The organism is Pedobacter sp. HMWF019 (genome assembly GCF_003061025.1).
Taxonomy (GTDB): Bacteria; Bacteroidota; Bacteroidia; order Sphingobacteriales; family Sphingobacteriaceae; genus Pedobacter.
The window spans coordinates 12,165-26,632 of sequence record NZ_QAIL01000331.1 but is presented as its reverse complement, the minus strand read 5'-3'; the positions used below and the strand labels follow the sequence as shown (position 1 = coordinate 26,632).

The following is a 14,468-nucleotide window of genomic DNA, read 5'->3' as shown; positions in this document are numbered from 1 at the left end:
AAAAGATCCCATCAAATCAGAAGATACTCTTTCAACAGAAGAAAAGATTAAAGAAGCAGCAAGAACTGTATTTACAAAAAAAGGCTATGCTGCCACCAAAACCAGAGATATAGCAGAAGAAGCCGGCCTAAACTTAGCGCTGCTTAATTACTACTTCAGGAGCAAGGAAAAACTTTTTGAACTGATCATGGCTGAAAAGATACAACAGCTTTTCTCCTCTCTTGCTCCAGCTTTGAATAACCACGATACATCACTGGAAGAAAAAATGGATTGGATTGCAGCAAATTATATTGAAATGCTGCTTAAAAACCCTGACTTGCCGCTTTTCGTTTTAAGTGAAATCAGGAATGACCCTGAAAGATTTGGAAAGCGCATCCAATTGGAAAACTATATCATGAAATCTTATTTTATCCAACAAATAATGGAGAAGAATACAGAAATCAACCCAATGCAGTTTTATATTAATTTCTTAGGGATGATGGTGTTCCCATTTTTGGCCAAACCAATTTTTAATGCAACAGGGGCTATCAGCGAGAAAGAATATATTCAATTGGTTGAACAACGAAAGGCGCTGATACCCAAATGGATGAAAATGATGCTGGAATAGATAAAAAATGCTATGAATTTAATCAACCAATTAAGTCAGAAAATCCTCTTATCTGCCCTATTATTGTCCTTTGGTTTTCGAGGCCAGGCACAAAGTACAGGTGATTTAACGCTAGAAGAGTGTTATCAGCTGGCAGAACAAAATTATCCTCTTGTAAAACAACGGGAACTGATCTCTAAAACCGCAAACTATACGATTGAAAATATACAAAAGGGCTATCTTCCGCAGCTGAACATCAATGGCCAGGCCACTTACCAATCTGCAGTTACAGCCATTCCAATAAAGCTACCTGGCATCGATATTCCTGCTTTAAGTAAGGATCAGTATAAACTTTATGGCCAGATTGATCAGGTCATCTACGATGGAGGTGAAATAAAACAGCAGAAACAGCTACAGCAAACCAATGAGGCTGTTAATCAGCAACAGCTAAAAACAGATCTTTATCAATTAAAGGGCCGCATTAACCAGTTGTTTTTTGGAATATTATTACTGGACGAGCAACTTAGACAAAATGGACTGGTAAGAAAGGATATCCAATCTGGATACGATAAAATACTGGCTTCCATAAAAAATGGAGTGGCCTTTAGAAGCAATGGCGATGTCATAGCCGCCGAATTGCTAAACAACAAACAACAGGCCATTGAGCTTAGGGCTTCACGAAAGGCCTACACCGAAATGTTAGGGCTATATACCGGCAAGGTCATGGATGAAACCACTGTTTTGAAAAAACCGCAACCGGTACATATTTCTCATGAAATCAACCGGCCTGAACTAAAGGTATACGATCAGCAGGCTAAAAATCTGGAAATACAAAACAAACTTTTGAGTGTAAAGACCCTACCTAAGTTAAATGTATTCTTTCAGGGAGGTTTGGGACGTCCTGCTTTGGATATGCTGAGCAATAGCTTTGACGCCTATTATGTTGGGGGGCTTAAACTGACCTGGTCGCCATCTATATTTTACACCCTGAAGAAAAGCAGAACACTCATCGACATCAACCGAAAAACTCTCGATGTACAGAAAGAAACGTTTCTTTTCAATACCAGTTTAACGGTAAAGCAACAGGATGCAGACATCAGTAAATACCTGCAGTTATTGGATACTGATCAGGAAATCATTGAACTCCGCACCAGGGTAAAAAAAACCGCGCTGGTTCAGCTTCAAAATGGCGTAATCACCAGTCATGATTTTTTAACTGAATTATACGATGAAGACCAGGCCCGTCAGAATAAGATACTTCACGAAATCCAGCTTCTAATGGCCCAGTACAACCAACAAACCACCACCGGCAACTAATATAGAAAACATCATGAAAAGACTCGTTCAATCGCTTCCTTTGCTCTTATTGCCTGCATTGATATCCTGCAATAAAAACGAAGATAAATATGATGCCTCCGGTACATTTGAAGCAGTAGAAACCATTATCTCTGCCCAAGCTTCAGGTACCATAAAAGAACTTAATCTGGAAGAGGGACAGACCTTACAAAAAGGACAGGCTGTTGGGTATATTGATAGCTTACAGCTCTATCTAAAAAAGCAACAACTCCAGGCCCAGGTTAAAGCAACTTTAAGTGCAAAACCCAATATTACTGCCCAAACTGCAGCTCTTCAGGAACAATTGCGCCAGGCACAGCGGGAACAAAAACGCACAAGCAATTTACTCCGGGCCGACGCCGCTACGCAAAAACAGCTGGACGATGCCAATACACAGGTTGATGTGGTTAAAAAACAGATTTCTGCACTACAGTCTTCTTTAGGGATCACTTCATCCAGCTTAACGGATCAAACCAAACCGCTCAGTGTACAAATACAGCAAATTAATGATCAGCTGCATAAATCAACAATCGTCAATGAGGTAAGTGGAACCGTTTTAACCAAATATGCAGAAGTAAACGAAGTTACTGATATAGGTAAACCGATCTACAAGATTGCCGAATTAAATACAATTATCCTTAGGGCCTATATTGCAGGGAGCCAAATACCTCATGTAAAAGTTGGCCAGCAGGTAAAAGTTCTGGTTGATCAAACCAAAGACACCTATAAAACCTATAATGGCACCATAGAATGGGTAAGCAACAAAGCGGAATTTACCCCAAAGACCATTCAAACGAAGGAAGAAAGGGCCAACCTGGTCTATGCCATAAAAATAAGGGTAAAGAACGATGGCTTTCTGAAAATTGGGATGTATGGCGATGTTAAACTATAGGCCATGGAGGCAGTAAACGTAAAGAATCTCGTCAAAATCTACGGTAAAGACAAAACTGCCGTAGATGATATTTCTTTTTCGGTGAATCAGGGTGAAATATTTGGACTGATTGGTCCGGATGGTGCTGGTAAAACCAGCATTTTCAGAGTATTGACCACCCTGTTACTGCCAGACGGCGGCTCCGCTACTGTGGATGGTTTTGATGTTGTTAAAGATTACAAACAGATCCGAAGCCGGGTAGGTTATATGCCTGGGAAGTTTTCATTATACCAGGATTTAAGTGTAGAAGAGAACCTGAATTTCTTTGCAACCATATTTAATACGACAATAGCAGAAAATTACCATTTGATTAAAGACATTTATGTTCAGCTGGAACCGTTCAAGAACCGCCGGGCAGGTCAATTGTCGGGCGGTATGAAACAAAAACTGGCCCTCTGTTGTGCATTGATCCACAAACCTGTTGTTCTATTTTTAGATGAACCAACCACTGGGGTTGATCCGGTATCCCGAAAAGAATTTTGGGAAATACTCCAACAGCTAAAAGAACAAAACATCACCATTGTTGTATCCACTCCTTATATGGATGAAGCCAACAGGTGTGACAGGATTGCAATGATACAGTCTGGTCAGCTTTTATCTGTTGACACGCCAGCAAATATCATTAAGTCTTATCCTGAACAATTATATGCCATTAAAGCCAATAATATGCACGCGCTTTTAAAAATACTCCATGAATACAATCAGGTAAAGAGCAGCTATGCTTTTGGAGAATTTGCACATATTTCCTTTAAGGAACCAAAGTTTAATCCAGATCAGGCTGTTACTTATTTAGAGACTAAAGGACTCCAGGATATAGAACTTATAAAAACAGAAGTAACTATTGAAGACTGCTTTATTAAACTATTATAATCATGAGCGAAATCGTCATTAAAACAGATAAACTCACCAAACGCTTTGGCGATTTCATTGCAGCGAATGAGATTACTTTTAAGGTGAATAAAGGAGAAATCTTTGGATTTCTTGGCGCAAATGGAGCAGGAAAGACAACGGCCATGCGCATGTTATGCGGACTCTCCATCCCTTCTTCCGGCCAGGCAACTATTGCAGGTTTCGACGTATATAAACAGACCGAGCAAATCAAAAAGAACATTGGCTATATGAGCCAGAAGTTTTCGCTCTATGAGGATCTTACGGTACTGGAAAATATTAATTTCTTTGGTGGTATTTACGGATTAACGGATAAAGAGCTCAAAACAAAAAGCGCTCAATTGATCGATCAGCTGGGCTTGCAGTTACAGGCAAAAAAACTCGTGGCCTCGCTCCCATTGGGCTGGAAACAAAAACTTTCCTTTTCAGTTGCCGTATTACATGAACCAAAAATTGTTTTTCTGGACGAACCAACGGGTGGTGTTGACCCGGTGACCAGAAGACAATTCTGGGACCTGATCTATGATGCAGCCGACCGCGGGGTAACTATTTTTGTGACGACTCATTACATGGATGAGGCAGAGTACTGCAACCGCATATCTATCATGGTTGACGGAGTTATTAAAGCACTTGATACCCCTCGAAATTTGAAAGACACCTTTCATGCCAACAACATGGATGAAGTATTTTACGAACTGGCCCGAAGTGCAAAAAGAAGTGAATAAAACCTAAGCAAATGAAACAGTTCCTGATATTTATTAAAAAGGAGTTCGCCCACGTATTACGAGATCGCAAAACCTTGCTGATCTTGTTTGGAATGCCGGTGGTACAGATCCTGATATTTGGTTTCGCACTCACCAATGAGGTTAAGAATGCGAAAATTGTGATCATGGACCAGGCCAACGACATTGCTTCTCAACAAATTATTTCTAAAATAAGAGCAAGCCGTTATTTTGAAATAGCCGAGACAATACACAGCCCCCAGCAAATCGAAAGTGCTTTTAAAAAGGGAAATATCAGGCTGGCCCTTATCTTTCCAGCACAGTTCAATAACAACTTAATGCATCAGCATCTTGCTCAACTGCAAGTTATTGCAGATGCCTCTGACCCCAACAATGCGACAACCTTAACCAGTTACATCAGTTCAATTATACAGGATTATGCTACAGGTATAGCAAAAACCAGCAATATTCCTTATCGAATTAGCCCTGAGATCCGGTTTCTTTACAATCCGCAACTCAAGGGGGCTCCGAATTATGTTCCCGGAGTGATGGCATTGGTATTAATGTTGGTTTGCGTAATGATGACAGCTGTTTCTATTGTAAAAGAAAAAGAAACCGGTACCATGGAAATCCTTCTGGTTTCGCCATTTAGTCCTTTCAAAGTTATCGTATCTAAGGCCATCCCCTATCTGATCTTATCGCTCGTAAATGTGACATCTATTTTGTTGCTCAGTGTTTTTGTGCTCGACTTGCCCATAAACGGCAGCATCCTACTCCTCTTTGCCGAAAGCACCCTGTTTATCATTACATGTCTCACCATTGGTATCTTCATTTCGGTAAAAACAAACACCATGCAACTGGCCATGCTGATCTCCTTAATGGGCATGATGTTGCCTACAATTTTATTTAGCGGATTTATGTTTCCCATAGAAAATATGCCTGTTCCTTTGCAAGTCATTTCCAATATTATCCCCGCTAAGTGGTATTACATCATTGTAAAGGACATTATGATAAAAGGCCTTGGTTTTAGTGCCTTTTGGAAGGAAACATTAATCCTTGTGGCCATAACAGTAGTTATGATGGTGATCAGTTTAAAAAGTTTTAAAATCCGCTTATCATGAGAACGATCCGGTTTTTACTACAAAAAGAGTTCAGGCAGATTTTCCGTAACCGGTCAATTCTCGCTATGGTTATTGTGATGCCCATTATGCAGTTGCTGATCCTGCCATTAGCAGCCAATTATGAGGTAAAAAACATCAATATCGCAGTTATCGATAATGATCATTCCTCTTATTCCCAAAAATTGATCACGAAGATCACTTCATCGGGATACTTCAAACTTACTGGATACTGTTTTTCATTTAAACAAGCCTACCGGTTGATAGAAACAGACACTGCCGATCTTATCCTTGAAATTCCTCATGATTTCGAGCGAAACCTGATACGTGAAAATGAGCAAAAATTATTTGTGGCTGTCAATGCAATAAATGGTACAAAAGCCAATCTTGGAAGTGTTTATCTCCTAAATATAATCCAGGATTTTAATGCCGAAATCAGGCTGCAATTTATTCAGCCGGTCAGATTTAACCCGCAACCTGTCATTGATATTACTTCATCAAACTGGTATAACCCAATGCTTGATTATCATGTTTTTATGGTTCCCGGCATACTGGCGGTATTGGTAACTATGGTTGGTGGATTTTTAACCGCGCTGAATATCGTCAAAGAAAAAGAAGTGGGTACCATTGAACAAATCAATGTAACCCCCATTAAGAAGTACCATTTCATTTTAGGTAAACTTATTCCATTCTGGATATTGGGAAACGTGGTATTCACCCTGGGACTCCTGGTTGCCTGGTTGGTTTATGGTATTGTTCCTGTTGGTAGTTTATTCTTGCTATATGGCTTTATAGCGGTTTATTTGTTAGCAGTTTCTGGATTTGGTTTATTAATTTCTACTTTTTGCGAATCCCAGCAGCAAGCCATGTTTGTCATGTTCTTTTTCATCATGATCTTTATTCTGATGGGCGGCCTGTTTACCTCTATTGACAGCATGCCCGAGTGGGCAAAAACTGTAACGAAATTTAACCTTGTAAGCTATCTCATTGAGATCATGCGGATGATCATCCTCAAAGGAAGCAGTTTTAAAAACATAGTACCGCAGCTTGGGGTGATTGCTGTATTTGCTTTGGTATTTAACGGCTGGGCGATTTTCAACTATAAAAAGACCAGCTGATTTCATCAGAAAAATGGGTAGCGATGTAATCCCTTAAGAGTATGTTGCGCATAAGTAAACTAATCAAATTGGCCATTATACAACTGATAATACCTTCCTTTTTGTTTTAATAATTCCTCGTGATTTCCTCTTTCGATAATTTCACCCTGTTCCAGTACCAGGATTTCGTCGGCATTGCGTACCGTTGATAACCTATGGGCGATGACAAAACTGGTACGGCCTTTCATCAGCTGGTCCATGCCTTGCTGAATAATCTGCTCGGTCCGTGTATCAATGGAACTGGTGGCTTCATCCAGGATCAAAATACTAGGTCTGGCTACTGTTGCGCGGGTAATATTGAGCAGTTGTCTTTGCCCCTGGCTCAGATTGCCACCATCATTTTCCAATTTGGTTTGATACCCCTTGGGAAGACGGCGGATAAAAGAGTCGGCCCCGGCAAGTGTAGCAGCAGTTATCACCTCCTCATCTGTTGCTTCCAATCTTCCATAACGGATATTTTCCATGACGGTTGCCGTAAATAAATGGGTATCCTGCAATACAATGGCCATAGATCTCCGTAAACTGTTTCTCTGTATATTTTTTATATCTGTTCCATCAATCGTTATTTGTCCTGAGTCGATATCGTAAAACCTGGGCAATAAGTTCATAATGGTGGTTTTACCTGCTCCTGTGGAGCCTACCAGGGCGATCTTTTGACCAGGTTTAGCTTCTAATGTAATGTTTTTTAGAATCACCTTACCCTGATCATAGCTGAAGGTCACATTCTTCAATTGTACATTACCTTCAATACGACCTAAGATCTGCGCCTCCTTAATGTCGGCTGGTTCCGGTATTTCATCCAGGATCTGGAAAATGCGCTCAGCTCCTGCCAGCGCGGCCTGCAGGCTGTTATATTCACTTGATAGTTCATTGACCGGCCTTCCGAACTGTCGTGAATACAACAGGAACGCCGCCAAACCACCCAAATCGAATCCCCTTAATATAGCCAGGAACCCTCCCACAGTAGCGGTTAGCGCGAAATTGATGGTATTCAGGTTCTGAACCAGGGGCTGCATAACACCTGAATATAGCTGGGCTGAGGTGGCCTTTTCACGAAGATCATCATTGATTTCGTCAAAGGCTTTTCTGGAACTGTCTTCGTAACAAAAAACCTTAACCACTTTCTGTCCGGTAATCATTTCTTCCACATATCCGTTCACCTTGCCTAGTGCGATTTGCTGTGTGGTAAAAAAATCTTTGCTTCTTTTAATAATGGCCGATACTACCCAAAGCATCAATGGAACAATGATTAAAGTGACCAGAGTGAGCACAGGACTGATCAGTAACATCAATACAAAAATGCCCGCCAGGGTAATACCGCTGGTAAATAATTGCAGCACGCTGGTATTCAAACAATCACTTACATTGTCCATATCATTGGTAAAACGGCTCATGAGTTCTCCGTGGCTATTCGCATCGAAAAAACGGAGTGGTAAAGCCTGGATTTTACCGAACAACTCTGCCCGGATGGTACGTACAGTATTTTGCCCCACTACAACCATCAAACGGTTGACCAGGATGCCAGCTGCAGCCCCAATGATATAAATGCCAATCAACACAAAAACCATTCTGATCAATCCTGGTAAGTTATGTGGCAAAATATAATGATTAACCACCGGACGCAATAAATAAGAGCCGGCTAAAGTGGAGGCAATATTGACCAACAGCAGAAAGAGGGCCAGTATCAGCAGCCATTTCTGTCGTTTCAAATAGTTCCATAAACGCAATATGGCCTGCCTGGAGTTTTTGGGTCTTTCAATTACAATATTCCCGCGCCTGCCTGGAAGGCCGGCAAGGTTAAGCTTTTCTCCTGATTTAATGGGCTCGTTCATAGCGCTTCGGTTTGCAATTGTTGTGACGCATAAATTTCCTGGTAAACGGTATTGGTTTTAAGCAGTTCATCGTGCGTACCCTCACCTATAATCTCTCCGTTATCGAGCAAGATGATTTTATCTGCAGCCAGTATAGAGCTCACTCTTTGTGCAATAATGAAAATGGTAGTCCCTTTGAGGTGTTTTTTAAAAGACGCTCTGATCTTGGCTTCAGTAGCTATATCTACCGCGCTTGTGCTGTCGTCCATAATCAAAATAGCCGGTTTTTTTAAGATGGCGCGGGCAATACATAGTCTTTGTTTCTGCCCTCCGGAAACATTAACCCCGCTTTGTCCTAGAATGGTTTCATATTGTTTTGGAAAGGATAGAATAAAATCATGCGCTTGTGCATCTTTGGCCGCAGCGATAATTTCATCGTCTGTTGCTTCTATATTACCCCATTTAAGGTTTTGTTTGATCGTGCCTGAAAACAATTGATTTTGCTGAAGCACCAGCTTCACACTGCTCCGTAGGTTAAATAAAGTGTAATCCCGCACATCTGTATCGTCAACCAGGATCTGACCTGCGCTTACGTCATATAAACGGGGAATGAGTTGTACCAGGGTGCTTTTTGCAGAGCCGGTAGCTCCAAGGATAGCTATTGTTTCACCTGGATTAACAACGAGACTGATATTCTTAAGGACATATTCCTCGCCTTGTGCATGGTATTTAAAGTATACATTTTTGAACTCCACTTTTCCCATCGTAACCACAAGTTTCTTTTCTTTGGCCAAGGTTGAATCAACAATATCCACCTCTGTATTTAAAACTTCAAGTATACGCTCGGAGGATGCTTCTGCCCTTGAAAAAGTCATGATGGTCATGGAAAGCATCATCAGCGACATCAATATTTGGGTGATATAGGTAATGAAGGACATGAGCTGGCCAACCTGGAATGCGCCTGAGATAATTTTATTACCCCCAAACCAGATGATAGCCACGATGGAAATATTCATAACCAGTTGCATCACTGGCATGATGAGCACTACCAGTCCAGAAGCTTTGACGGCCATTTCCCGCAAGTCATCATTGGTATACCCAAACTTCTTCATTTCAAAATCTTCTCTGACGAATGATTTCACTACGCGAACATTGACCAGATTTTCCTGGATTACCCGGTTGACCTGATCAAGCCTTTTTTGCATTTTTTCGAAATATGGAAGGCCACGGCTAAGGATAATATAAATAGCAATAGCCAAAACCGGAATGGCTACGGCAATGATTACCGCCAATCCGGAGTTGATATTAATGGCGATAACTACGGCAAACAGCATCATTAAAGGGGCGCGAATGAGTAATCGCAATGACATCATAATCACCTGCTGGAGAATATTTACATCGTTGGTTATGCGTGTGGTTAACGAAGCAGAACTGAACTTGTCCAGATTGGAGAAGGAAAAAGCTTGTATTTTATCGAACAGGCCTTTTCTGAGTTCGGAAGCAAAGCCTACCGATGCATGAGAGGAGTAATAAATATTTCCCACATTGGCTGCAATGGCTACTATAGACAAAAAGAGCATAAGACCACCGGTTTGCAGGATGTAATGCAGGTCTTTATGCATCACTCCATTGTCTACGATTTTTGACATCAGGTCTGGCTGTACGATCTCGCAGGCCACATCGATAATAACCAATGCAGGTGCCAATATAACCGCTTTTCGGTATTTCAGAAAAAAACCAATATATTTTTTCATACTAAGCGGAAGGTGTTTATTAAATGTACGACAATTAGGTCGATTAATATCGCATTGTTTCTTCATTATAAAAGTGATCTGGATCATCAGTTATACTGACCGCCATCAACGCTTGTTGAACTTATCTTAGGTAATTTAGAGCTATAAATTAATAAACATTGCAGATGAAAACAGCAGATGAAATTAAAAAAGAGCTGGATAGACTGGAGTCTATCGTTGCTCATGCCGAAGGGGAATGCATTCAGGACTGCTCTGTTCTGGAACCTAGAATTTTAACACTCAGATGGGTTTTGAACTTAGAAGATAAGGATGGAAATGAAATCAATATTGAAGAGGTTGATGGCTATTGAGTTTTAGCCTTCCGCTGAAGGTCCCTGTACAGGAATAATCCTATGGGTATAGGCAACCAAAAGGTTAAGAAGCGAAAAATCAAAGTGACCATCAGCGCGGCATGTACAGGAGCGCCCAGTATAGTGAAGTAATAGGTCATAGCACTTTCATACGCGATGAGAGAGCCTGGCGATATGGGCAATGCACCAACAACCAGAGAGAGCAATAAGCCAAATGCAATAGCTTGAACGGGCAGACTCACATGGAAGCCTTTCAATATAGCGTACACCGTCAGTACATCAAGAAAGATAATGCAACATTGTATTCCAATAACCTGAAAGGTTTCCCTTTTATTTTCCAAAAACATTTTCCAAATGCCTTGTTTACCCTTGGTAAGTCCAGGGAGATTTATTTTTTTGATATAGCGCTGGATCTTTGGAAATCTGCTTAATCTCCTTAAAATACCTCTCCAGATCCGCCAGTTGCTTAAAACAGCCATCATCAGGAGAAGGAAACAGTAAAAAACAAAGCCAACAATAGCAGTGTATACAATAATCCGGTTCATTGGACTATGCTCTATTGCATACCAGGAAAAGAAAAAAACAATGCTTCCTAAAAAGGCAATATAATATCCAACGGATTCCAGTACAAGAACTAAAAACGCGCGAGCAGCATCTACTTGTCTTTTTATCAATTGATTAAAAACATATCCATTTCCACTGATTCCTCCTGTTGGAAGGGCCTGGTTGACAAAAAGAATGACCACGGAGATTTTCATCAGAATCAGGAACGGGATTTCCTTTGTGTCTTTACCAAGCAATACTTTTAAGATTAAAGCGTTAAACGCATAGGTAAACACCTGAGCGGCTACGGCCAGAAAAAGCCAAATCGGACTCATTTCCAGCAATAAGGTTTCGATGTCTTTTAATTTACCAATGTAATGAACAGCAAAATAGAAAACCACCACCGATAAGATATAAAATACAATCCTGGATGGAGAAAAGAAACTGTTCCTGGCCTGCTTAGTCATATTTTTTTATAGAACCAACGCTTCAAGAGTTCTGCGGAGAACATATAAAGCGCCACAATCAGAAAGATCCACCCATAAAAGGACAAAGGCAGTTTAACAAAACCAAACCAGCTTGCCATAGGTGTTAAAGGAATCAACAGGACGAAGATTAAAATAAATAGGGTTGCCATAAAAAGATACTTGCCAGGCAAGCTCTTGAAGAATGGTAAACGTGTACGCACCACCAGCACAATTAAGGTTGCAGAAAGGACGGATTCTGTGAACCAGCCTGTCTGAAATGTCTTTTCATCGGAATGCAGCAACAGGATAAGAACTCCAAACGTCAGGTAATCAAAAATAGAACTCAGTAAACCAAAGGTAATCATAAAACGCTTGATGAACTTAAAGTCCCATCTTTGAGGACGCTGCAGATTCATCTGGTCTACCCTATCTGTAGCGATGGCCATTTCAGGAAAATCTGTTAACAGGTTGGTGAGCAGGATCTGCTTAGGCAATAAAGGTAGGAATGCCAAAAATAAAGAAGCACCGGCCATACTGAACATATTGCCAAAATTTGCACTGGTGGCCATAAATATGTACTTCATGGTATTTGTAAATGTTTTTCGTCCTTCTAAAACACCTTCTGTAAGTACATTGAGGTCTCTGTCCAATAATACAATATCTGCAGCTTGCTTGGCCACATCCACCGCTGTGTCTACAGAAATACCAACATCTGCAGTATGCAATGCTGGCGCATCATTAATTCCATCGCCCATAAAGCCCACCACATGGCCTGCTTTTTTGAGCATCAGGATGATCCTTTCCTTTTGATTGGGTTCTACTTCTGCAAAGATATCTGTTTCCTGTGCTTTATGCCTTAATGCAGCATCGTTCATCTTTTGAATCATGGGACCCGTTAGAATACCGGGTTCTTCAAGTCCCACGCTGAATGCAAGGCTTTTAGCCACCAGTTCATTATCTCCAGTAATGATCTTCAAGCCTACCCCCAGTTCTTTTAGTTTTCTGATGGTTTCTTTAATATGTGCTTTGGGCGGATCAAAAAGGGTAATAAACCCTATAAACACCATGCCTTGTTCATCCGCTCTTGTAAAGGGTTTTCTTCCCTGCCAGGGCTTATATGCGACACCCAGGGTACGAAAACCATTGCTGCTGAATTCCTGGTACAATTTAGTTATTAAAAGGGTGTGCTTTTGAATGTCCTCTAAGTGTCCGCTGGCCAGTTCTACCTGACTGCAAACAGCAAGAATGTTGTTCAATGCGCCTTTTGTTATCACGATATGCAAATCTGCATGCATAACTTCTACAGTTAAACGTTTTCTGATAAAATCATATGGAATTTCAGACTGAAGTTTAAAATCCGGATTGCCTTTATAACCGGAACTGATGGCCTCGTCAATAGGATTATGGAATCCCTGCTGCAAATAGGCATTTAACCATGCATATTCAAGTACTTTATCGCTATGTTGCCCATCTACGCCCAGGGTATCTTTGAGGTTCACTTTTCCTTCTGTGATCGTTCCCGTTTTATCGGAGCATAACACCGTCATGCTTCCCAGGTTTTCAATTGAGGAAAGTCGTTTCACAATAACCTTTTGTTTCGCCATGCGCTTTGCACCGGTAGCCAGATTTACACTTACAATAGCCGGTAACAGTTGTGGGGTTAAACCTACGGCTAGCGCCATGGAAAAAAGAAAAGAGTCTAAAACAGGTTTATGCAACAGAACATTGGCTGCAAATATGATCAGAACAAGCAGCATGGTTACTTCCATGAGCAGGTATCCAAAATGCCGGATCCCGCGTTCAAAATCTGTTTCTGGGATTTTGGTCTGAAGCTGGGCGGAGATCTTACCAAATTCAGTATTCGCTCCAGTTTGCATAATTAAAATGCTCGCCTTTCCACTAATGATATGAGAGCCCATAAACAAGGCATTAGATCGCTTTGACAGAGGTGTATTCGCAGGTAAAACGGCACAATCCTTTTCCACGGGATAGGTTTCACCGGTAAATGCGGCTTCATCTGCAAACAACTCCTGAGAGGTTAGTAGCAAGGCATCGCCAGGAACAATATCACCTGCAGAGAGGTAAACAATATCGCCGGGTACTACCTCTTCAAAGGGCAACTCCTGTTGTTTACCGTCTCTTAAAATGGTACAACGCAACTGAACCATTTTAAGCAGTTCTTTGACCGCATTGGCCGCTCCTTTTTCCTGCCAGTAACCTAAAAAACTGCTGATCAAAACGATCACAAATATGATGATGGTATCTGGAACGTCTCCCAACAAACCTGACAAGACTGCTGCTGCTATTAAGAGCAGAGTGACCGGACTTTTAAATTGTTGCAGAAACAGCGATAATCCAGATCTTCCGGAATTGTCTTTGAGTGTATTTGTACCGTATTGCTCTAGTCTTTTACTTGCTTGATGACTATCTAATCCCTCTGCTGTTGCTGAAAGTGAGGATAAGGCATTCTGGCTGCTTAAATTCCAAAATTGCTGATCTGTAGGCGTTGCTTTTCTCACGTTTTTCTGGTATGGAGATGATCTTTAAATTTTATTCGGATTTAAGACGTTGATTTCCTTTAGTATTAGTTAAACAAAGTTTCCAAAACAAAGTTTCCTAAAGGCACCAGATTAAATACCATACTGAATCAAGACTGGCTGGCAAAAATGAAAAACTAACTTAATAAAAAGCAAAAGGGTAGCGAATTTGAACTCGCTACCCTTTTTTATGCTTAAAAGAAAAACAACTACTGCTTTTCTTTGAAGCTGATGGCATAACCTCCACCTGCAGCAACCAATTGTGATAA

General features: G+C 40.9%; 12 protein-coding genes. 8 read left to right on the top strand and 4 right to left on the bottom strand.

Going from position 1 to position 14,468, the window contains the following annotated elements; translation table 11 throughout:
- The 7 genes from DBR11_RS18600 to DBR11_RS18570 form a co-directional block, all read left to right on the top strand.
- A partial coding sequence (locus DBR11_RS18600) for a TetR/AcrR family transcriptional regulator (protein ID WP_369974441.1) occupies positions 1-607 on the top strand: 607 nt, incomplete at its 5' end.
- A 12-nt stretch (positions 608-619) separates the two neighbouring features.
- Positions 620-1,903, top strand: a complete 1,284-nt coding sequence (locus tag DBR11_RS18595) for a TolC family protein (protein ID WP_108554137.1) — start codon at positions 620-622, stop codon at positions 1,901-1,903.
- 13 nt (positions 1,904-1,916) lie between these two features.
- Positions 1,917-2,813: an HlyD family secretion protein gene (locus DBR11_RS18590; RefSeq protein ID WP_108554136.1), complete on the top strand. Its 897-nt coding sequence runs from the start codon at positions 1,917-1,919 to the stop codon at positions 2,811-2,813.
- 3 nt (positions 2,814-2,816) lie between these two features.
- Positions 2,817-3,722 (top strand): ABC transporter ATP-binding protein, encoded by a 906-nt coding sequence (locus tag DBR11_RS18585; protein WP_108554135.1) that lies wholly within the window; start codon positions 2,817-2,819, stop codon positions 3,720-3,722.
- 2 nt (positions 3,723-3,724) lie between these two features.
- Positions 3,725-4,465, top strand: coding sequence for an ABC transporter ATP-binding protein (locus tag DBR11_RS18580; RefSeq protein WP_108554134.1), 741 nt, complete (start codon positions 3,725-3,727; stop codon positions 4,463-4,465).
- Between the two features lie 11 nt (positions 4,466-4,476).
- Positions 4,477-5,583 (top strand): ABC transporter permease, encoded by a 1,107-nt coding sequence (locus DBR11_RS18575; RefSeq protein ID WP_108554133.1) that lies wholly within the window; start codon positions 4,477-4,479, stop codon positions 5,581-5,583.
- Positions 5,580-6,698, top strand: coding sequence for an ABC transporter permease (locus DBR11_RS18570; RefSeq protein WP_108554132.1), 1,119 nt, complete (start codon positions 5,580-5,582; stop codon positions 6,696-6,698). Before DBR11_RS18575 ends, DBR11_RS18570 begins: the two co-directional genes overlap by 4 nt.
- Positions 6,699-6,757: 59 nt before the next feature.
- On the opposite strand, the gene DBR11_RS18565 is transcribed toward DBR11_RS18570, so the two are convergent.
- Together DBR11_RS18565 and DBR11_RS18560 are read right to left on the bottom strand one after the other, a co-directional pair.
- Positions 6,758-8,569: an ABC transporter ATP-binding protein gene (locus tag DBR11_RS18565; protein ID WP_108554131.1), complete on the bottom strand. Its 1,812-nt coding sequence runs from the start codon at positions 8,567-8,569 to the stop codon at positions 6,758-6,760.
- Positions 8,566-10,302 carry an ABC transporter ATP-binding protein gene (locus DBR11_RS18560; protein WP_108554130.1) on the bottom strand — a complete coding sequence of 579 codons (1,737 nt, stop codon included), beginning with the start codon at positions 10,300-10,302 and terminating at the stop codon, positions 8,566-8,568. The genes DBR11_RS18565 and DBR11_RS18560 overlap by 4 nt, the downstream gene beginning before the upstream one ends.
- A gap of 164 nt (positions 10,303-10,466) precedes the next feature.
- Between DBR11_RS18560 and DBR11_RS18555 the strand changes: the two genes are divergently transcribed.
- On the top strand, positions 10,467-10,652 hold the full coding sequence (locus DBR11_RS18555; RefSeq protein ID WP_108554129.1) for a hypothetical protein: 186 nt from the start codon (positions 10,467-10,469) through the stop codon (positions 10,650-10,652).
- Here DBR11_RS18555 and DBR11_RS18550 read toward each other — a convergent pair.
- Together DBR11_RS18550 and mgtA are read right to left on the bottom strand one after the other, a co-directional pair.
- Positions 10,646-11,662 (bottom strand): lysylphosphatidylglycerol synthase transmembrane domain-containing protein, encoded by a 1,017-nt coding sequence (locus DBR11_RS18550; protein ID WP_108554128.1) that lies wholly within the window; start codon positions 11,660-11,662, stop codon positions 10,646-10,648. The genes DBR11_RS18555 and DBR11_RS18550 overlap by 7 nt on opposite strands.
- Positions 11,659-14,181, bottom strand: coding sequence for a magnesium-translocating P-type ATPase (gene mgtA / locus DBR11_RS18545; protein ID WP_108554127.1), 2,523 nt, complete (start codon positions 14,179-14,181; stop codon positions 11,659-11,661). Before mgtA ends, DBR11_RS18550 begins: the two co-directional genes overlap by 4 nt.
- Positions 14,182-14,468: the final 287 nt, after the last annotated feature.

What these genes read in the sequence shown, in the direction of transcription:
- DBR11_RS18595 (WP_108554137.1), top strand. Translation starts at nt 620, where the DNA reads ATGAATTTAATCAACCAATTAAGTCAGAAAATCCTCTTATCTGCCCTA.
- DBR11_RS18590 (WP_108554136.1), top strand. Translation starts at nt 1,917, where the DNA reads ATGAAAAGACTCGTTCAATCGCTTCCTTTGCTCTTATTGCCTGCATTG.
- DBR11_RS18585 (WP_108554135.1), top strand. Translation starts at nt 2,817, where the DNA reads ATGGAGGCAGTAAACGTAAAGAATCTCGTCAAAATCTACGGTAAAGAC.
- DBR11_RS18580 (WP_108554134.1), top strand. Translation starts at nt 3,725, where the DNA reads ATGAGCGAAATCGTCATTAAAACAGATAAACTCACCAAACGCTTTGGC.
- DBR11_RS18575 (WP_108554133.1), top strand. Translation starts at nt 4,477, where the DNA reads ATGAAACAGTTCCTGATATTTATTAAAAAGGAGTTCGCCCACGTATTA.
- DBR11_RS18570 (WP_108554132.1), top strand. Translation starts at nt 5,580, where the DNA reads ATGAGAACGATCCGGTTTTTACTACAAAAAGAGTTCAGGCAGATTTTC.
- DBR11_RS18565 (WP_108554131.1), bottom strand. Translation starts at nt 8,569, where the DNA reads ATGAACGAGCCCATTAAATCAGGAGAAAAGCTTAACCTTGCCGGCCTT.
- DBR11_RS18560 (WP_108554130.1), bottom strand. Translation starts at nt 10,302, where the DNA reads ATGAAAAAATATATTGGTTTTTTTCTGAAATACCGAAAAGCGGTTATA.
- DBR11_RS18555 (WP_108554129.1), top strand. Translation starts at nt 10,467, where the DNA reads ATGAAAACAGCAGATGAAATTAAAAAAGAGCTGGATAGACTGGAGTCT.
- DBR11_RS18550 (WP_108554128.1), bottom strand. Translation starts at nt 11,662, where the DNA reads ATGACTAAGCAGGCCAGGAACAGTTTCTTTTCTCCATCCAGGATTGTA.